This is a genomic window from Nocardioides mesophilus (genome assembly GCF_014395785.1).
GTDB classification, from domain to species: domain Bacteria; phylum Actinomycetota; class Actinomycetes; order Propionibacteriales; family Nocardioidaceae; genus Nocardioides_B; species Nocardioides_B mesophilus.
Genome location: NZ_CP060713.1, coordinates 1064301 through 1083459, shown reverse-complemented (window position 1 = coordinate 1083459; position 19159 = coordinate 1064301). Strand labels below are relative to the sequence as shown.

Sequence of the window (19159 nt, the reverse complement as noted above, 5' to 3'; positions counted from 1 at the left end):
ATCTGCCATATCGAGGGTCGATGCTATCGAAAAGCGATATGGTCCGCCCATGACCGACCTCAGGGCCGACCGCGCCCTCGCCCAGATCGACCGGTTGACGTGGACGCTCGGTGCCTTCGTGGTCGCACTGCTGCTGATCCTGGTGCCGCTCTCCGTCTTCGGCTCGGGCAGCCTGCTCGGTTTCGGCGAGCCGGAGGTGTGTGCGACGACCCGTCCGGGCGTGGTCGCCTTCGGGGGCAACGATGCGCCGGGGGAGGAGGTGCTCGGGCTGCGCGAGGACGCGCGCTGGTCCACCGCCACCCTGCACGTCTGCGACACCGCGCCAGGCCTCGGCACGCGGCTCGGCGGTGCGCTGGGCGGTGCCGCGGAGCTGGTGCTGTTCCTCGGCTCGCTGTTCCTGACCCGGCGGGTGATCCGTCGCGCCCGCCGCGACGGGCTGTTCTCCTCCGCCGTGGCCGGCGCGGTCCGGGTGCTGGGCCTGTTCCTGGTCGTGGGGGCCCCGGTGTCGGCGCTGCTGGGCGCGTTGTCGACCCAGCTGGTGCTGGCGTCCGCCGTACGCGGGATGACCTGGCACGACAACCTGCTCGCGGGGGACCTGCCGTGGACGGCGCTGATCGCCGGCGTGGGGATCCTCAGCGTGGCCCGGGTGCTGGCCTTCGCCCACGACCTCCAGGACGACGTCGACGGGACGGTCTGAGGTGACCGGCTCCGACGACCACGCGGTCGAGGTGCACCTCGACGACCTGCTCGAGACCCGCGGGATGACGCTCGTCGAGCTCGCCGACCGGGTCGGGGTGACCGTGGTCAACCTCTCGGTGCTCAAGAACGGCCGCGCCCGGGCGGTCCGGTTCAGCACGCTGACCCGGATCTGCCAGGTCCTGGGGTGCCAGCCCGGCGACCTGCTCTCGGTGCGCCCGGGCGGCTGATCGGGCCCGGCGGGCTGGACGCGTCCGCCGGGCTGGTCGCGTCCGCCGAGCCTGCGCCCGGGAGTCAGACCGGGTCGTCCGCCAGCTCGTCGGCGGCCCGGCCGCCGGCGGCTGCCTCGGCCGCCGCCTCGGTCTCCTCGTCGACCCCGGGGTCGGTGGCGCGCTGGTCGGCGCGCCTCTCCTGCTCGGCCCTGCGGAACCGGGCGGCCCGGGCGTCGCCGGCCGCGTCGCCCGAGAACACCCCGGGCCGCTCGCTCTCGCGTTCCTGCACGCGCGGGGCGCGCGGGCCGGAGGGGTCGTGCTCGACCAGCTCCATGCGCTGGCGGGGCAGGCCGTCCATGTCCCGGGTCTGCAGCCAGGTCACCAGCTCCTCGCGCACCAGGCAGCGCAGGTCGAAAAGCGTGCCCGCGTCGACCGCGGTCATCAGCGCGCGCACCCGGATGATGCCGCCGACCGCGTCGGTCACCTGCAGCACCTTGGCCCGCTGGTCCCACAGCTCGGTGCCGGCCAGGATCCGGTCCAGCTCCCGGCGCATCGCGGGGACGTCGACGCGCCAGTCCACGTCGACCTCGACGGCGCCGAGCAGCTCGGAGTTGTGACGCGTCCAGTTCTGGAACGGGGTGGAGGTGAAGTACGTCGTCGGCAGCACCATCCGCCGGTCGTCCCAGAGCCGGACCACGACGTAGCTGAGCGTGATCTCCTCGATCCATCCCCACTCGTCCTCGACGATCACCACGTCGTCGAGCCGGATCGCGTCGCTGAACGCCACCTGCAGCCCGGCGAACAGGTTGCTCAACGTGGACTGCGCCGCGACCGCGGCCACGACGCTGATCACCCCGGCGGAGGCGAGGACGCTGGCGCCGAGCGCCTCGACCCCGGGGAAGCTGAGCAGCGCGGCGCCGATCGCCACCACGACCACCGCCGCGATCGTGAGCCGCCGGATGATCGAGACCTGGGTCTTCACCCGGCGCGCGGTGCGGTTGTCGCGCAGGTCGGTGCGGTAGCGGGCCAGGCCGAGGTCCTCGACGAAGAGCAGCACCGCGGCCAGCAGCCAGGCCCCGGAGCCGATCATCAGCAGCCGGCAACCGAGCTGGACCCACTCCCACGGTGCCGCCGTGATCTGCTCGGGCCGCACGCTGAACGCCACGCTGCCCAGTGCGACCGCGAGCAGGAACGACCGGAACGGCAGCCGCGCCGCCCGGAGCAGCCGCTGCGCCCAGGCCCACCGGCGCGCGAGCAGCAGCACCACCACGTGGACCAGCGCCACGGCGACGAGCGCGCCGGCCAGGGCCAGGCCGAGCGTGCGGAAGAAGGTGCTCCAGGTGTAGACGACCATCCGCCCATGGTGGCGAAGGCGCCGACCGGGCCCGCGACCGCCCCCACGGCGGCGCGGGCGTCGGTCAGCATCGAGCGCGCATGGTGACCGCTGGTTGCGGTCTTGGGGCCGGTTTTCAGCAACGAGCGCGCACGGTGACCGCTGGTTGCTTTGTCGACGCGGCGCCGGCGGTGTCGTTGGTCAGCAACGAGCGCACATGGTGACCGCTGGTTGCGTTGTCGACGCGCGGCGCCTGGCGGCGCCGGCGCCGGCGGTGTCGGTGGTCTGCAACGAGGGCGCACGGTGAACGCTGGTTGCGGTTTTGGCGCCGGTTTTCAGCAACGAGCGCGCATGGTGACCGCTGGTCGCTTTGTCGGCGCTTGTCGCCTGGCGGCTCCGCCGCTGGCGCCGCCGGCGTCGTTGGTCTGCATCGAGGGCGCACGGTGAACGCTGGTTGCGGCTTTGGCGCCGGTTTTCAGCAACGAGCGCGCATGGTGACCGCTAGTTGCTTTGTCGCCGCGCGGCGCCTGGCGGCTCCGCCGCTGGCGCCGGCGGTGTCGTTGGTCTGCATCGAGGGCGCACGGTGACCGCTGGTTGCGGTTTTGGGGCCGGTTTTCAGCAACGAGCGCGCAGGGTGACCGCTGGTTGCTGCCCCGGGCGCCCGCCCGCCCACACGCTCGAAGCTCGCCCCGCCCGCTCGCCCACGCCCACTCCACGTCATCTCGGCATGCAGACGCAGCGCCAGCCACGAGCCTCAGGCCGAGGCGACGTCGTCCGCGTCGAGGATCCGGTACGCGTACCCCTGCTCGGCGAGGAAGCGCTGCCGGTGCTGGGCGAAGTCGGCGTCGACGGTGTCGCGCGCGACGATCGTGTAGAACCGCGCGGTGGTGCGCGAGCCGTCGGGCTGGGCCTGCTTGGGTCGCAGCAGCCGGCCGAGACGCTGGGCCTCCTCCTGGCGTGAGCCGAAGGAGCCCGACACCTGGATCGCGACCGCCGCGGACGGCAGGTCGACGGAGAAGTTCGCGACCTTCGAGACCACCAGCAGGTCGATCTCGCCGTGCCGGAAGGCGTTGAAGAGCCGCTCCCGCTCCTTGACCGGGGTCTCGCCCTTGATCACCGGCGCGTCGAGCCGTTCGCCCATCTCGTCGAGCTGGTCGATGTACTGCCCGATCACCAGGGTCGGCTCGCCGCGGTGCTTCTCGACGAGCTCCTCGACCAGCTTGGTCTTGACGCCGGTGCACGCGGCGAGCCGGTACCGCTCGTCTGGCTCGGCGGTGGCGTAGACGAACCGCTCGCCCTCGGGCAGGGTGACCCGCACCTCGACGCAGTCGGCCGGGGCGATGTAGCCCTGCGCCTCGATGTCCTTCCAGGGCGCGTCGTACCGCTTCGGGCCGATCAGGCTGAACACGTCGCCCTCCCGGCCGTCCTCGCGGATCAGGGTCGCGGTCAGGCCGATCCGCCGACGGGCCTGCAGGTCCGCGGTCATCCGGAAGATCGGCGCCGGCAGCAGGTGCACCTCGTCGTAGACCACGAGCCCCCAGTCCTTGGCGTCGAACAGCTCGAGGTGGGCGTAGACGCCCTTCCGGCGGGTCGTCATCACCTGGTACGTCGCGATCGTGACCGGGCGGATCTCCTTGCGGGTCCCGGAGTACTCGCCGATCTCGTCCTCGGTCAGCGAGGTGCGCCGGATCAGCTCCTCCTTCCACTGCCGCGCGGAGACGGTGTTGGTCACCAGGATCAGCGTGGTCGCCTGCGCCTGGGCCATGGCGGCCGCGCCGACGATCGTCTTGCCAGCGCCGCAGGGGAGCACGACGACCCCGGAGCCACCGTGCCAGAACGACTCGACGGCCTCGCGCTGGTAGGAGCGCAGCGTCCAGCCGTCCTCGGCGAGGTCGATCGCGTGCGCCTCGCCGTCGACGTAGCCGGCGTAGTCCTCCGCCGGCCAGCCGAGCTTGAGCAGCGCCTGCTTGAGGTTGCCGCGCTCGGAGGGATGCACGAGCACCGTGGCCTCGTCGAGCCGGGTGCCGATCATCGGGGCGACCTTCTTGGCCCGCAGCACCTCCTCGAGCACCGGCCGGTCGGTGCTGGTGAGCACCAGCCCGTGGGTGGGGTGCTTCTCGAGCCGCAGCCGCCCGTAGCGCGCCATCGTCTCGGCGATGTCCACGAGCAGGGCGTGCGGCACGGCGTACCGGCTGAAGGCCAGCAGCGTGTCGACCACCTGCTCCGCGTCGTGGCCGGCCGCGCGCGCGTTCCACAGGCCCAACGGGGTGAGCCGGTAGGTGTGCACGTGCTCGGGGGAGCGCTCGAGCTCGGCGAACGGGGCGATCGCCTTGCGGCAGTCCTGCGCTCGCTCGTGGTCGATCTCGAGGAGGAGGGTCTTGTCGGACTGGACGATCAGCGGGCCGTCGAGGGCGCTCACTGGGCTGCTGCCTTCTGCCGCGCCCGGTACGCCGCGACGTTGGCCCGCGAGGAGCACCGGTCGGAGCAGTAGCGGCGGGACTGGTTGGGGGAGGTGTCGACGAAGACGTGGTCGCACGGGGTCGCGTCGCAGACCCCGAGGCGGGTGGCGCCGAGGTCGCAGACCAGGGTGGACAGACCCATCAGCGACTCCGCGACCAGCAGCTCGGCGACCGAGGACTGCCGGTCGGCCACGTGCATGTGCCAGTCGGCTTCCTCCCCGTCGCGCGCGCCGTGCCCGGCGATGTACGGCGTGACCGGGTGCTTGGCCAGCAGCTCGTTGAGGAGCTCGACGACCCGGTGCTCGTCGCCGGTGTTGGAGGCCTCGAAGACCGGTCGCAGCTCGCGCTGGAAGCGCCGCAGCGCGGTGGCGTCCCGGTCGACGACCTGCCCGTGCAGCCAGGCCCGCTGGTGGCCGAGGATCTCGACGACGGCGTCGACGTCCTCGAGGTCGGCGTTGACCAGGCCGGCCGAACGCTCGGCGTAACGAACAAAGTCCATGGATGCAGGTTACAAGCAAGCGCAAATCCGGCCGTCGGGTAAGACCCAGGGCCACGCGGGTCAAGTCCGGTCCTCCGGGCGCCGACGATCAGGGAAAGAGGTCTGACCGGAGGGGGCGTGAAGGGGACGGTGACGGCTCCGAGGTGGCTGCGTGCCGTTCTGGTGCTGGGCCTGCTCGGCTACCTGCACCAGCTGGCCGGCCTGCCGCCGCACGCGCCGGCGTGGGTGCGGAACGGGGTGCTCGGCTCGGTCGTGCTCGTCCTGCCGGTGGCCTGCCTGCTGCGCAGCGTCCGGGCCCGCGAGGACCGGTACTGGCCGCGGCTGCTCGCCGGCGGGGCGAGCGCGCTGGCGCTGGCGCACCTGCTGCGCGTGCTGGCCGGGCTGACCGGGCCGGACGGCCCGATCGGGCCGGCGCTGGCCGGCCACGTCGCCTCGCTCGCGGACGTCGTGGGGCTGCTGGCCTTCCCGCTGCTGCTCGCCGGGCTGCTGCGGCTGCTGCAGCCGCACCTGCACAAGATCCAGCTGATCATCGCGCTCGACGGTGCGACCGGGGCGCTGGCCGGCGCTGCGTTCGCCGGCTGGGCGGTGGGTCCGCTGGTCTCCCACGCGGACCTGCACGCCCCGCAGACCGCGGCGCTGGTGGTCTCCGCGCTCGGCGACGCGGCGCTCGTCGCGACGGCGCTGGGAGCGGTCGGCGTGGTCGGCGCGCAGCTGCGACGCCCGTTCGTGCTGGTCGCGCTCGGCGTGGTGGTGCTGGCGATCGCCGACATCAGCCGCGCCTACCAGGTGCTGCTCGGCGGCTACGCCGTCGGCTCGTGGCTCGACGGCCTGGTCGCGGTGGGGCTGGTGCTCGTCGCCGCCGGGGCCACGTCCCCACCGGGTACGCCGGCCGCGCGGGAGGTGCCGGGCCCCGGCTCGCTGGGGGTCACCACCGTCGCCTCCGTCGTCGCGGTCGTGGTGCTCGCCGCCTCGCCCGGCTGGGACGTCGCCCCGGTCCCGACGGTGCTGGCGCTGCTCACCCTCGCCGGCTGCGGTGGCCGGTTCCTGCTGGTGCTCTGGGAGATCCGCGAGCTGGCCGTGATCCGGCAGCAGGCCCTGACCGACGAGCTGACCGGGATCGCCAACCGGCGGGCGCTCTACCAGCACCTCGACGAGATGTTCCTCCCCGCCCGCGAGGAGGACGCTGCCCAGACCGCACCGGGCAGGGCGGGGACGGCCGCCGACCGGGTCGAGGAGCCGGCCGGCCCCCGGCCGTTCGCGCTCGCGCTGATCGACCTGGACCACTTCAAGGAGGTCAACGACACCTTGGGCCACCAGGCCGGCGACGAGCTGCTGCGGGCGGTGGTGGGGCGGTTCAGCGCGGCGCTGGAGGAGCTCCAGACCCCGCACCTGCTGGCCCGGCTGGGCGGCGACGAGTTCGCGGTCGTGCTGCACGAGGCGGGCTCCCGCAACGCCGCCCTGATCGTCGGGGAGGCGCTCAAGGAGTCGCTGCGCGAGCCGGTGACCCTCGACGACGCGGTCCTGCACGCGCAGGCCAGCGTCGGCCTGGCGCTGGCCCCCAAGCACGGCGACAACCGCGGCGACCTGATGTTCGCGGCCGATGCGGCGATGTACGCCGCCAAGACCGCCGGCACCTCGGTCGCGCTGCACTCGCCGGCCACCGTCGGCGACCGCCGGCAGCGGCTGGAGATCGCCGAGGACCTGTTCCAGGCGCTCGAGCGCCACGAGCTCACCGTCGTCTACCAGCCCATCCGTACGCCGGAGCGCGGCCTGGTCGCGGCGGAGGCGCTGGTGCGCTGGGACCACCCGGTCCGGGGCCGGGTCGCGCCGGGGGAGTTCCTCGAGGCCGCGGAGCGCTACCGGCTCACCCACGAGATCGCCCGCCGGGTGCTCGAGGTCTCGCTCGGCGACCTGGCGCGGTGGCGGGACCGCGCCGTCCCGGTGGGGCTGTCGGTGAACGTGTCCGCCTCGGACCTGCGCGACGAGACGATCGTGAACCTGGTGGCGGCCGCCCTGCTCGAGCACCAGCTCCCGCCGGAGGTGCTCACCATCGAGATCACCGAGAGCGCGATGATGAGCGACCCGGACCGGTCGCGTGCGGTGATGCGGGACCTCGACGACCTCGGGGTGAACCTCTCGGTCGACGACTACGGCACCGGCTACAGCAGCCTGCAGTACCTCCTGGAGCTGCCGATCGACGAGATCAAGCTCAGCCGGACCTTCGTCGCCAGCCTGGCCCACGAGGAGCGGGCGCGGGCGATCGTCGCCTCCACCATCGACCTCACCCACGCGCTGGGCCTGCGGATGGTCGCCGAGGGCGTCGAGAACGTGCAGACGCTGACCGCGCTGCAGGAGCTGGGTTGCGACCTGGTGCAGGGCTTCCACGTCGGCCGGCCGGTGCCGGCGGAGGAGTTCGCGCGGCTGCTCGCCCCCTCGACCGCGGGCCGGCACCGGCTGCCGGCGCCCGGGCTCAGTCCGGCACGACCTGCGCCGCAGTGATGCGGTGCACGGCGAAGCTGCGCAGCTCCTCGCTGCGGTGGTCGTAGGCGGTCAGCTGGCCGGCCTCGACCCGACGCGGCTCCACGACCCGTTCCACGGTCGCGCCGTGGTTGTCGACGTAGCCGATCCACACCGACCGGCCGGCCTCCGCGGCCTCGCGCAGCACCGCCATCGTGGAGGCCGGGGTGCTGCGGGCGACCGCACCCGGCGCACCCGCCGCGGCCGGCGCGGGCCGGCTCCGTGCCGCCCGGTCGCCGGCCCGCACCGCGGTCACGGTGGCCGCCACCCGGGCCGCGGCCCGGGCGGCGGTGCGCGGGTCGTGGTGCCCGCGGACCGCGACGTCCGGGCCGGCCGGCCGCAGCCGTTCCGGCCGCGCCCGGTGCACCTCGCGCCGCGCCAGCCGGACGGTGCCGTCGGGCGCCTCCACGACCGGTGAGGCGCCCAGCTCGCGCAGCCGGGGCAGCAGCACGTCGATCGGGACGTCGCTGACCAGGACGGTCGGGGCGATCCGCCGCAGCCGCAGCGAGGACGCCTGGGCGTGGTGGACCAGCTCGGTCAGGGCCGCCTCGTCGTCGCTGCGCAGGAACGACTCGGCCGAGCCGGCCCGGATGGTGCCGAACTTCCGGGACACGTCGTCGACCAGGTAGGAGAGCGCCTGCGGGACCGGGGTCCGGGACGAGGCGGTGAGGAACGCGTGCACCTCGGCCACCGACCAGCCGGAGTCGAACGCCCGGCGTACCGAACGGGCGGTGAACCGGTAGACGGTCGCACCGCCGCGGGACTCGACGTCGGCCAGCAGCGAGAGGTGGTGGGCCAGGTCGCGCTCGAGCGGGCCGGGGGCGACCGCGGTGAGGTCGGCCTGGAGCAGGATGTGGTCGACCGGGTCGGGCAGCAGCGGCTCCAGCGCCGCCGGGGCGCGGTGGGCGGGGTCCTCCCCGAGCAGGGCGCGGCCGTGGACCGACAGGCCGTCCAGCCCGGTGACCCCGAGCACCGCTGCCTCCTCGAGCGCCCAGCCGACCGCGTCGGCGCGGGAGCGGGGTCGCCGCGGGCGCAGCCACGCCAGCCGGGCGACCAGCGACGAGACGCCGGTCCCCGCGGCCAGCACCTCGCCGGACGGCAGCGCGGCGAGCTCGGCGAGCGCGCTCCAGCGGGTCTCGGGCAGCCAGCCGCGCTCGAGGTCGGGGACGAGCGCGTTGACCGGCTTGCCGTCGCGCCGGCTGCCCACCAGCCCGCTGAGCCGCGGGCTCTCCAGCCAGGCGTGCGCCAACCGGTGCCACCGGTCCGCGGCGGACCCGGCGCTCCACACGTCGAAGGCGTCCGTGGGCAGCCAGGCGGCGTCCTGGTCCTCGGTGGCGCCGGTCGCCAGCAGTCCCGCCGCGTGCGCGACCTCGACCAGCAGCGCGGCGACCCGCTCCCCGACGTGCATCAGCTCGGCGGCGGCCTTCAGCTCCCGGACCCCGAGGCCGCCGGTGCGCAGCGCGCCGGGCGGCTGGGTGCCCCAGTGCTCGAGCAGCAGCTCGACGTGGCGGACCAGCTCGAACGCCGCACCGGCGGCGGCCCGGTCGACCAGGGCCGCGTCCCGCGGTGCCGTCGCGAGCGCCGGGACGTCGTCGACCGGCTCGCGGGTGGTGCGGCCACCGCGCAGGCCCATGGCGACCTCCCGGGGGACGGCGACGTGCCGGCGGTCGCGGGCCACCAGCAGGCCGCGGGCGAGGAGCTGGTCGACCGGAGGGCCCGCCGCGCCGCGCTGCAGCGCCCGGTCGGTGGACTCGACGCTGCCGTCGCGGCCCTCCCGCTCGAGGTGGTCGAGGATGGCCCGCGCCTGCGGGTCCAGCTCGGCCACGAGCTCCTCGACGAGCGCCGGGTCGGCGAGCCGCTCCGCCACCGCGGCGACGTCGCGGTGCCGGTCGCCGCTGGGGGTGAGGCCCAGGTCCCGGGCGAGGCCGGCGACCCGCGCCGGGCCGTAGCCGGCGAGCAGCGTCGCGGCCGGCTGGCCGAGCCCGGTGACGCCGGTCCCCAGCACCTCCGGGACCACGCTCACCACCCGCAGCGTGTCGTCGGTGCCCCACACCAGCGCCAGCGCCCGGAGCCGGTCCAGGGCCTCGTCGACCGCCGACCCCGCGGCGTGCACCTGCTCGCGCAGCAGGCCGGGCGACGACGTACCGCCGGCGCCGACGACGGCGTCCAGCACCACCAGCTCGAGCCGGGTCAGCTGGTCCACGGCCCGGGTCACCGAGGCGCGGGTGCCGGCGCGGGAGGCGAGCTGGGCGGAGTCCTGCGGCGCCGGGCTGGCCAGGTCCGGGCGCTCGGTGAGCAGACGCGTCAGCTGCTCGTCGGACCAGGCACGGAGCTGGTCGGCGAGGGTGCGGGGCGCGCTCGGCGCGGCGGTGGACATCCGCTCCACGCTACAGCCCGGGCGTTCCGGGACCCTGCGACGCGGGCCGCGAGGTCCCGCGGCACCGCCGTGCTTGCTGACAGGATGGCGCGCATGGCGGTGATCGAGGCCCGGGGGCTCGCGAAGACGTACGGCGGGAAGCCGGCCGTCAGCGACCTGTCGTTCGAGGTGCACCCGGGAAGCGTGACCGGCTTCCTCGGTCCGAACGGGGCCGGCAAGTCCACGACGATGCGGCTGATGCTCGGCCTGGACCGCGGCGCCGGCACCACCACCTTCGACGGGGTGCCGTTCACGTCGCTGCACCACCCGATGCGCCATGTCGGCGCGCTGCTCGAGGCCAAGCCGTTCCACCCGACCCGCCGCGCCCGCAACCACCTCCGGATGCTCGCCGCCGCGAACGCGATCCCGGTGAGCCGGGTCGACGAGGTGCTCGAGCAGCTCGGCCTGGCCTCGGTCGCCCGCGGCAAGCCGCGCACCTTCTCCCTCGGCATGGGGCAGCGGCTCGGGCTCGCCGCCGCGCTGCTCGGCGACCCGCACACGCTGATCCTCGACGAGCCGGCCAACGGCCTGGACCCGCAGGGGATCCAGTGGATCCGCGAGCTGCTGAAGAGCTTCGCGGCGTCCGGCCGGTCGGTGTTCGTCTCCAGCCACCTGCTCTCCGAGATGGCGCTGATGGCCGACGAGCTGGTGGTCATCGGCCGCGGCCGGCTGATCGCCAGCGGCCCGATCGGCGACTTCGTGAAGTCCTCGCGGCACAACTCGGTGCTGGCCCGCAGCCCGCAGGCGACCGAGCTGGCCGAGGCGCTGCGCGGCCGTGGGGCACAGGTCGAGGCGCTCGAGCCGGGGCTGCTCTCGGTGACCGGCCTGGACGCCGCGGCGATCGGCGACGTGGCCTTCGACGCCTCGATCCGGCTGCACGAGCTCGCGCCGCGCACCGCGACCCTGGAGGAGGCCTTCCTCGAGGCCACCGAGGCGTCGCAGGAGTACCACGCCGTCGTCGCGCCCGTCGGAGACGACCCGGGGGCTCCGCCGCCGGCCGGTGCCGCCACCGACTCCTCGACCACCGCCCGCTACGGGGAGGACCAGCAGTGACCGACGCCCTGCGCTACGAGTGGGTGCGGATCCGCACGGTGCGCTCCACCTACTGGCTGACCGGGATCGCGCTGCTCTTCGCGCTGCTGGTCTCGATCGCGGTGTCCTGGGCGATGCGGGCCACCTTCGGCACCGCCGAGGGGCCCTCGCCGGAGGACCTGCGCGAGATCGGCCCGTGGCTCGGCACGCAGTTCGCCCGGGCCGGCGCGCCGTACTTCATCGCCTACCTGCTGGCGATGATCGGGATCCTCGGCTGGGGGCACGAGTACCGCCACGGAATGATCCGGGCGACCCTGACCGCGCTGCCCTCCCGGCCGACCGTGTGGGTGGCGAAGTACGTCGTCACCTCGGTCTGGGTCGCGGTCACCGTGCTCGCCTGCTACCTGCTCGCCACCGTGGTCGGCTGGCTGTTCCTCAGCGGGCTCGACGTCGCGATCTTCACCGGCGAGACCTGGCAGGGGCTGCTCCGGGCGGTGCTGTACGCCGTCGTGCTGTCCTGCCTGGCGATGGCGTTCACCGCGCTGGTGCGCAACCAGACCGCCGCGCTGGTGTTCCTGTTCATCTGGCCGCTGGCGATCGAGAACATCATCCAGCTGATGTTCTTCATCGTCCCCGGTCTGAACGACCATGCCGAGCTGCCCCGGTTCCTGCCGTTCAGCGCCGGCAACCGGATCAACAGCGACACGGTCTTCGCGCCCGGCGACACGCTGTTCGGCTCGCCGCTGACCTGGGTCGGTGGACTGCTCGTCTTCGGCGGGGTCACCGTCGTGGCGATGGTCGCCAGCGCCTCGTTGTTCTCCCGCCGCGACGCCTGACGGGCGGGACCGCCTGGTGCAGCGGTCCCGCCCGCAGGTGCGGCGTGCCTCAGAGGTTGGCCGGGCGGAGCACCTCGTCGACCCCGTGGGCGATCTGCGGGTTGCCCTTGTTGATGTTGCGCAGCGCCGGGATCACCCGGGCGTTGCGGTCGTCGCGGTCGAGGTCGGCCAGCCGCACCCGGTGGTTGCGGACCTGGACGGTGACCTTCCCGCCCTGCGCCGTGGTGAGCTCGGCCCCGTCGGCGCCGAGGGCCTGGGAGTACTTGATCGTGCTCCCCGGCACCACGTGGTAGAGCAGCACCGTCTCGAGGGTGTCCACGCCGAGGGTCTTGGCGGTGCTCCACACCCCGCGCTCGAACGGCTTCTGCACGCCGGTGAGGTCCGCCACCAGCCTGCGGAACGCCCGGTCGGTGGGCACGAACGCGGTGAGCGCCACGTCCGGGTCGGCCAGCACCCCGACGGCGCTGTCCGGCTTCTCGCTGAGCACCTTCAGCACAGCGCGCTCGACGACGTCGAAGTCGTCCCAGTTGCGGTCGAAGTGGTTGCCGTCGGCGGCCAGCACCTCGGCGAGGCTGGTGTTGTCCGCGGCCTGGGCCGGCGCGGCGCTCAGGGCGGCTCCGGCGGCCAGGGTCAGCGCCGCACCGATGGCGGTGGCACGTGCGGTGGAACGAGAGGTCAGGCGGTGTCGCATGGGGATCTCCTCGGGTCGTCGCTGCGCCCGGGTCCTCCGCCCGTGCGCAGCTGGGTTCCAGCTCTTGACTCCCTTTCGGGCACCGCTGCGTCTCGGATGGGTCCGTCCCGGCAAAGGTTCCGCCGCGGTCTGGACCGGCGCGGAAACCCCGTCGGGTCCCGGCGCCGGGACGCACGCCGTCGTCGGGGGCAGGGGAGCCGCACCCGGGTCAGGCGAAGACGGTGACGCCGGCCGCCGGGATGGCTAGCCTCCGGGGCATGGAGTCCTACGCCGCCGGAGAGACCAGTCCCGCGCTGATCGAGGAGACGATCGGCGACAACTTCGCCCGCATCGCCCGTGAGCACGCGGACCGGGAGGCGCTCGTCGAGGTGGCCACCGGGCGGCGGTGGACCTACGCCGAGCTCGACCGCGACGTCGACGCGATGGCACGGGGCCTGATCGCGGCCGGGATCGCCAAGGGCGACCGGGTCGGCATCTGGTCCCCGAACTGCGCGGAGTGGACGATCACCCAGTACGCCACCGCCAAGGTCGGCGCGATCCTCGTCAACGTCAACCCGTCCTACCGCACCCACGAGCTGGCCTACGCCCTCAACCAGTCCGGGATGCGGATGCTCGTGTCCGCGACCGAGTTCAAGAGCAGCGACTACCGGTCGATGGTCGGGCAGGTCCGCGAGGAGGCGACCGCGCTGGAGCGGGTGGTGTTCCTCGGCGCCGGCGACTGGGAGGACCTGGTCGCCCAGGGCGAGGGCCTCCCGTCGGACGCGGTCCCCGAACGCCTGGCGACGCTGCGCAACACCGACCCGATCAACATCCAGTACACCTCGGGGACCACCGGGTTCCCGAAGGGGGCGACGCTGTCGCACCGCAACATCCTCAACAACGGCTTCTTCACCACCGAGCTGATCAACTTCACCGAGCAGGACCGGCTGTGCATCCCGGTGCCCTTCTACCACTGCTTCGGGATGGTGATGGGCAACCTCGGCTGCACCTCGCACGGCGCCGCGATGGTGATCCCGGCCCCCGGCTTCGACCCCGCCGCGACCCTGCGGGCGGTCCAGGACGAGCGCTGCACGGGGGTGTACGGCGTACCGACGATGTTCATCGCGATGCAGAACCATCCCGACTTCGCCGGCTTCGACCTGTCGACCCTGCGGACCGGGGTGATGGCCGGCTCCATCTGCCCGGTCGAGGTGATGAAGCGGTGCATCGGGGACATGAACATGGCCGAGGTGTCGATCGCCTACGGGATGACCGAGACCTCCCCGGTGTCGTGCCAGACCCGCAGCGACGACGACCTGGACCGGCGTACCGCCACGATCGGCCGCGCGCACCCGCACGTCGAGATCAAGGTGGTCGACCCGGTGACGGGGGAGACCGTGGAGCGCGGGGAGACCGGGGAGTTCTGCACCCGCGGCTACTCGGTGATGCTCGGCTACTGGCAGGACCCGGAGAAGACGGCCGAGGCGATCGACCCCGACGGGTGGATGCACACCGGCGACCTCGCGGTGATGCGCGAGGACGGCTACTGCAACATCGTCGGGCGGATCAAGGACATGGTGATCCGCGGCGGCGAGAACATCTACCCGCGCGAGATCGAGGAGTTCCTCTACACCCACCCCGACGTCGAGGACGTCCAGGTGGTCGGGGTCCCCGACGAGCGGTACGGCGAGGAGCTGTGCGCCTGGGTGAGGCTGAAGGAGGGCGCCGAGCCGCTGGACGCGGACGCGGTCCGCGCCTTCGCCACCGACAAGCTGGCGCACTACAAGATCCCGCGCTACGTGCTGGTGGTCGACGAGTTCCCGATGACGGTCACCGGCAAGATCCGCAAGGTGGAGATGCGCGAGGAGTCCGCGCGCCGGCTGGGCCTGGGCTGAGGCGGGCCGGGAGGACACCCGGGCCGACCGGGCTCACTCGACGCGCAGGAGGGTCTGCTCGTCGGAGCCGGAGTAGCCGACCACGGCCAGCCAGTCCTGGGTGGGGTCGAGGTCGCGCCAGGAGGCGGCGTAGTCGATCCGGCCGCCCGGACCGGTCGGGTCGCCGGGCTGCTGCAGCTCCAACGGGGTGCCACCGGTCTCGGGCACCACCCAGGTCAGCAGCCGCCCCGTGGTCGTCGACCGGTCGCCGCTCGCCGCCGCGTGCACGTAGAGCGTGTAGTCGCCGGGCGGGGGCGAGGCCAGGGTGACCTCCGCGTCGGCGGCCGGGGTCGCCGAGGAGGCGACCAGCTGCCGGCCCCGGAACAGGTAGAGGTCGCCGTCGTCCTGCGCGCTGTCCCCGTCGAGCTCGATGCGGACCGCCTCGGTCCCGGCCGGCACGTGCACCGAGGTGGCGAAGGTGTCCTGGTCCACCTGCGGGTCCCGCTCGTCGAAGCTGCCCGGGCGGAGGGTGAGGCCCACCGGCCGGGCGGGCACCAGGCCGCCGGAGCGGACCTGCACGGCGCGTCCGGCGCCGGAGCGGGCGCGCACCGCGACGGAGCCGGAGTCACGTTCGGCGACGACCTGCTGCGGCGCCGCGACCGATGCCGTGCGCACCACGACCGGCAGCCGCGCCTCGTGGCGGGCGCCCGTCCAGCGCAGGCTGCCGGTGGCGAAGCCGGTGGCCGGGGCGGCCGAGGTCGCGGTCAGGGTGATCCGCACCCGACGGCTCTGTCCCGGTTGCAGGGTGAGGGTGGCGGGCGCGACGCGGACGTCGAGGCCGCCGAGCCCGGCGACCGAGGCGGTGTAGGTCTCGGGTCGGGCGCCCACGTGGGTGAGCCGGCGCACCAGCGTGGTGCTGCCCACCAGCCGCGGCACCGAGACGGAGGGCAGGTTCAGATCCTGGCCGGCGAGCTCGCCGGCGGCGTAGCGACGCCACGCGGCGGCCGGCACGTCCAGCACCAGCCCCGGGTCCAGCGAGTCGCGCGGCAGCACCTGGCCGGAGCCGACCGCGAACGGCCCGGCGTCGCCGGCCAGCTGCTGCGCGGTGGTGCTCATCGCCGAGTGCAGCCGGCTGGGGGACCACGTCGGGTGCAGGCCGTGCAGGAGCGCCGCGAGCCCGGCGACGTGGGGAGCGCTCACCGAGGTCCCGGAGCGCAGGTCCCACAGCCGGCCGTCGTCCGACGGTGGGGCGACGGCGCCGACGACCCCGACTCCGGGGGCGGTCAGGTCGGGCTTGAGCACGTCGCCGCCGGCCACCGGGCCGCGCCCGGAGAACGGCGCGACGGTGGGCACCGGCTCGTCCTCGGCGGCGTCGGGGTCGAGCGCGACCCGGGCCCGCTCACCGGCCCGGTCGAGGTACGCCGCCAGCCGGACCGCGTCGGCGACGGCGAGGTGGACGGTGGGGACGGCGTGCACGTCCGCCTCGACGTCCCCGGGCCCGGCCGCGGAGTTGACCAGCACCATCGCGGCGCCGCCGGCCCGGGAGACCGCGGCGGACTTCTCCACCCGCGGGGTGCGGCCTCGCTCGCAGACCACCACCCGGTCCTGGACGAGCGCCGCGTCGAGCGAGCCGAGCGCGCAGACCCGCGCCTGGGCACCGGTGGCCGCCGGAGCGGGGACGTCCGCACCGCGCACCACGCGGCTGGAGGGCACCGACCGGTCGCCGACCATCGCGCCGACCAGCACGGTGCCGTCGCCCAGCACCACGCCGCCCTGGCGGAGCCGGTGGGTGCTGGCGCCCACGGTGGTCACCCACGGCGAGGTGTTGCCGACGGTCCCCGCCGCCGGCCCGTCGTTGCCGGCCGAGGCGGCCACGAAGACGTTGGCGGAGGCGGCGCCGAGGAAGGCCAGGCCCACGGAGTCCACCGGGTCGGCGCTGCCCTCGACGGAGTAGCTGAGCACGTCGACGCCGTCGGCCACCGCCGCGTCGACGGCGGCCACCAGGTCGGCGGTGCTGCAGCCGTCGTCGACCGGGTCGGGGGCGGTCCAGCACGCCTTGTAGACCGCGAGGTGCGCGGCGGGAGCGACCCCGGACCCGGAGCCGAAGCCGCGGCCGTCGATGACCGCGGTGACGTCCTCCTCGCCGGCGGCGGTGGAGGCCGCGTGCGACCCGTGCCCGGTGCTGTCACGGGCCGAGAGCAGCTCGGTGCTGGCCACCGCGTCGGCGCCGAAGCCACGCACGAACCAGCGGGCCGAGACCAGCTTGTCGTTGCAGTCCTCCGGCGACCACTGCTCCGCGGGGCGCAGGCGCCGTGGAAGCCGGGCAGCGCGGGCGAGACGCCGGGGCGGCGCTGCGGGAGACCGGCGAACGCGGCGTTGTCGGGCCAGAGGCCGGTGTCGACCACCCCGATCACGGTGCGCCGGCCGGCCCGGTCGGGGCCGCCGGCCGCGGCCCAGACGCCGTCGCGGCCGTCGAGGCCGAGATAGCCGCCGGTGTCGCCGTCGGTGCGGTGGGTGGTGCTGCGCTCGACGAGCAGCACCTGGGGCATCCTGCGCAGCGCCTTGACCTGGCCCTCGTCGAGGAAGGCGGCGAAGCCGTCGAGCGCGGTGGTGTAGCGGTAGGCCACCTCGGGGTCGCCGACCCGCGCGAGCAGGCGGTCCTGGCGCGCCAGCAGGCGCCCGCGCAGCCGGGTCACGGCGGCACGGGTGCGGTCGAACCGCTCCCCGGGCGCCGGCCGGGTGGACGGGTCGGTGGCCGCGGACCGGCCGACGAGGGTGACGACGTACAGCCCGGGGAGGTCGGTGCGCGTCGCCGGGCTGGGGGCGACCGGGAAGGCGGCCGCTCCGCCGGGCTCGTCGGCCGCGGCGGCGGAGGCGGTGAGCGACGTCAGCTGCGCCGTCAGCAGCACGAGCCCCAGGACCAGGGCAGGCAGGTCCCGGAGCCGGTGCGGGTGCGGGCTCACGGCGACACCTTCCTGGTTGTGACGCGCGACGGGAACGGCTCCCCATCGTCGCAGGGGGTCCGGGGCATCTCAATGCGAACTCCGATATCGGGCATCCCGGGACCGGCGCCTACCCTGGGACGGTGACTGCACCCGCTCCGCTCGTCGTGGGCTTCGACCTCGACATGACGCTCATCGACACCCGCCCCGGGGTCGTGGCGACCTTGGGGGAGCTGGCGCGGCGGCACTCTCTCGAGCTGGACACCGACGAGATCAGCAGCCGGCTCGGGCCGCCGCTGGCGCACCTGCTCGCGCCGTACGTCGAGGCGCACCGGATGGACGAGGTGATCGACAGCTTCCGGGAGGTCTACGCCGAGCACGCGATCGCCCCGACGCTGGCCTTCGACGGGGCACACGAGGCCCTCGCCGCGGTCCGCGGCCACGGTGGCCGCTCGGTCGTGGTCACCGGCAAGTTCGCCCCCAACGCGACGCTGCACCTGCAGGCGCTCGGCTTCGACGTCGACCACCTGTCCGGTGAGTTGTGGGGAGCCGGCAAGGGTGAAGTGCTGCGCGAGCAGGGAGCCGCGGTCTACGTCGGCGACCACGTCCACGACGTCGAGGGCGCCCGCGCCGCCGGCGCGCTGAGCGTCTCCGTCCTCACCGGTCCGTGCACCGCCGAGGAGCTGCGCGCGGCCGGCACCGACGTGGTCCTGCCCGACCTCGCTGCCTTCCCCGCGTGGCTCGACGAGCACGTGCTGGATCGCCGACTTGCCGCGCTCGAGGCCGACCTGCGGGCCCGCGGGTCGGTGCTGGTGGCCTTCTCCGGCGGCGCGGACAGCGCCTTCCTGCTCGCCGCCGCGGTGCGCGCCCTCGGGCCGGACCGGGTCGCCGCGGGGACGGCGTACTCCGACTCGCTGCCGCACGCCGAACGCTCCCCGGCGCGCGACTTCGCCGAGTCGCTGGGGGTGCGGGTGCTGACCCCCACCACCCACGAGATGGAGCGGGAGGGCTACCGCGCCAACGCCGGCGACCGGTGCTACTTCTGCAAGGCCGAGCTGCTCGACGTGCTGTCCCCGCTGGCCGACCGGCTCGGGCTGGCCCACGTCGCGACCGGCACCAACGCCGACGACGCGATCGCCGGCTTCCGGCCCGGGATCCGGGCCGCGCACGAGCGCGGCGCGATCACCCCGCTGCGGGACGCCGGGCTCACCAAGGAGCAGATCCGGGCCGCCTCCCGCCGGTGGCGGCTGCCGACGTGGGACAAGCCCGCCGCGGCGTGCCTGTCCTCACGGGTGGCCTACGGGATCGAGGTCAGTCCGTTCCGGCTGGCCCGGGTGGAGCGGGCCGAGGCCGGTGCCCGGGAGGCGCTGGCGGCGGCCGGCCTGGCGGTGCGCGACCTCCGGGTCCGCGACCTCGGCGAGCGGGCCAGCCTGGAGATCGACCGGGACCTGGTGACGGCGGCCGTGGCCACGCCGGCCGTGCTGGACGCCGTACGCTCCGCGGGGTTCCCCGAGGCGGTGCTCGACCCGGCTGGCTTCCGGTCCGGCTCGATGAACGAGCGGCTGCCCGAGCCGGAGCGTTACCGCTGATCGGATGAACCCGCAGACGCCCGGCCGTAGGCTGGACGTCGCAGCCCTGCCCACCCCGCTGCCCGCGTCCTCCGCGGGCCGAGC

13 protein-coding genes and 1 pseudogene are annotated in these 19159 nt (G+C 74.5%); 7 read left to right on the top strand and 7 right to left on the bottom strand.

Features of this window, described 5'->3' with window-relative positions; all coding sequences use genetic code 11:
• The first annotated feature begins 49 nt into the window (after positions 1-49).
• Both H9L09_RS05135 and H9L09_RS05130 read left to right on the top strand, forming a co-directional pair.
• Positions 50-697, top strand: a complete 648-nt coding sequence (locus H9L09_RS05135; RefSeq protein WP_187579637.1) for a DUF2975 domain-containing protein — start codon at positions 50-52, stop codon at positions 695-697.
• A gap of 64 nt (positions 698-761) precedes the next feature.
• Entirely contained in the window at positions 762-926 is a 165-nt protein-coding gene (locus H9L09_RS05130) for a helix-turn-helix domain-containing protein (protein WP_246456448.1), read from the top strand.
• A 64-nt stretch (positions 927-990) separates the two neighbouring features.
• On the opposite strand, the gene H9L09_RS05125 is transcribed toward H9L09_RS05130, so the two are convergent.
• From H9L09_RS05125 to H9L09_RS21900, 3 genes are all read right to left on the bottom strand, one after another.
• Entirely contained in the window at positions 991-2262 is a 1272-nt protein-coding gene (locus tag H9L09_RS05125; RefSeq protein WP_187579635.1) for a mechanosensitive ion channel family protein, read from the bottom strand.
• A gap of 733 nt (positions 2263-2995) precedes the next feature.
• Entirely contained in the window at positions 2996-4660 is a 1665-nt protein-coding gene (locus H9L09_RS05120; protein ID WP_187579634.1) for a DNA repair helicase XPB, read from the bottom strand.
• Entirely contained in the window at positions 4657-5199 is a 543-nt protein-coding gene (locus H9L09_RS21900) for a CGNR zinc finger domain-containing protein (RefSeq protein ID WP_187579633.1), read from the bottom strand. Before H9L09_RS21900 ends, H9L09_RS05120 begins: the two co-directional genes overlap by 4 nt.
• 129 nt (positions 5200-5328) lie before the next feature.
• On the opposite strand from H9L09_RS21900, the gene H9L09_RS05110 reads away from it, so the two are divergent.
• Positions 5329-7698, top strand: coding sequence for a putative bifunctional diguanylate cyclase/phosphodiesterase (locus H9L09_RS05110; protein WP_187579632.1), 2370 nt, complete (start codon positions 5329-5331; stop codon positions 7696-7698).
• On the opposite strand, the gene H9L09_RS05105 is transcribed toward H9L09_RS05110, so the two are convergent.
• Entirely contained in the window at positions 7670-10093 is a 2424-nt protein-coding gene (locus H9L09_RS05105; protein ID WP_187579631.1) for a helicase C-terminal domain-containing protein, read from the bottom strand. The two genes, H9L09_RS05110 and H9L09_RS05105, sit on opposite strands and share 29 nt — an antisense overlap.
• Before the next feature lie 93 nt (positions 10094-10186).
• On the opposite strand from H9L09_RS05105, the gene H9L09_RS05100 reads away from it, so the two are divergent.
• Together H9L09_RS05100 and H9L09_RS05095 are read left to right on the top strand one after the other, a co-directional pair.
• Positions 10187-11185, top strand: a complete 999-nt coding sequence (locus H9L09_RS05100; protein WP_187579630.1) for an ATP-binding cassette domain-containing protein — start codon at positions 10187-10189, stop codon at positions 11183-11185.
• Entirely contained in the window at positions 11182-12000 is an 819-nt protein-coding gene (locus tag H9L09_RS05095; protein WP_187579629.1) for a hypothetical protein, read from the top strand. The genes H9L09_RS05100 and H9L09_RS05095 overlap by 4 nt, the downstream gene beginning before the upstream one ends.
• 49 nt (positions 12001-12049) lie before the next feature.
• Here H9L09_RS05095 and H9L09_RS05090 read toward each other — a convergent pair whose 3' ends face one another.
• Entirely contained in the window at positions 12050-12691 is a 642-nt protein-coding gene (locus tag H9L09_RS05090) for a fasciclin domain-containing protein (RefSeq protein WP_187579628.1), read from the bottom strand.
• A 257-nt stretch (positions 12692-12948) separates the two neighbouring features.
• On the opposite strand from H9L09_RS05090, the gene H9L09_RS05085 reads away from it, so the two are divergent.
• Positions 12949-14565 (top strand): AMP-binding protein, encoded by a 1617-nt coding sequence (locus H9L09_RS05085; protein ID WP_187579627.1) that lies wholly within the window; start codon positions 12949-12951, stop codon positions 14563-14565.
• Positions 14566-14598: 33 nt separating this feature from the next.
• On the opposite strand, the gene H9L09_RS05080 is transcribed toward H9L09_RS05085, so the two are convergent.
• Entirely contained in the window at positions 14599-16785 is a 2187-nt protein-coding gene (locus H9L09_RS05080) for a S8 family serine peptidase (protein ID WP_246456284.1), read from the bottom strand.
• Between the two features lie 323 nt (positions 16786-17108).
• Positions 17109-17240: pseudogene (locus H9L09_RS22750) on the bottom strand (hypothetical protein); the annotation flags it as partial.
• Positions 17241-17629: 389 nt separating this feature from the next.
• Here H9L09_RS22750 and larE point away from each other — a divergent pair.
• Positions 17630-19075, top strand: a complete 1446-nt coding sequence (gene larE / locus H9L09_RS05070; RefSeq protein ID WP_246456283.1) for an ATP-dependent sacrificial sulfur transferase LarE — start codon at positions 17630-17632, stop codon at positions 19073-19075.
• Positions 19076-19159 lie beyond the last annotated feature (84 nt).

What these genes read in the sequence shown, in the direction of transcription:
- H9L09_RS05085 (WP_187579627.1), top strand. Translation starts at nt 12,949, where the DNA reads ATGGAGTCCTACGCCGCCGGAGAGACCAGTCCCGCGCTGATCGAGGAG.
- H9L09_RS05100 (WP_187579630.1), top strand. Translation starts at nt 10,187, where the DNA reads ATGGCGGTGATCGAGGCCCGGGGGCTCGCGAAGACGTACGGCGGGAAG.
- H9L09_RS05135 (WP_187579637.1), top strand. Translation starts at nt 50, where the DNA reads ATGACCGACCTCAGGGCCGACCGCGCCCTCGCCCAGATCGACCGGTTG.
- H9L09_RS05130 (WP_246456448.1), top strand. Translation starts at nt 762, where the DNA reads ATGACGCTCGTCGAGCTCGCCGACCGGGTCGGGGTGACCGTGGTCAAC.
- H9L09_RS05125 (WP_187579635.1), bottom strand. Translation starts at nt 2,262, where the DNA reads ATGGTCGTCTACACCTGGAGCACCTTCTTCCGCACGCTCGGCCTGGCC.
- H9L09_RS05090 (WP_187579628.1), bottom strand. Translation starts at nt 12,691, where the DNA reads ATGCGACACCGCCTGACCTCTCGTTCCACCGCACGTGCCACCGCCATC.
- H9L09_RS21900 (WP_187579633.1), bottom strand. Translation starts at nt 5,199, where the DNA reads ATGGACTTTGTTCGTTACGCCGAGCGTTCGGCCGGCCTGGTCAACGCC.
- H9L09_RS05105 (WP_187579631.1), bottom strand. Translation starts at nt 10,093, where the DNA reads ATGTCCACCGCCGCGCCGAGCGCGCCCCGCACCCTCGCCGACCAGCTC.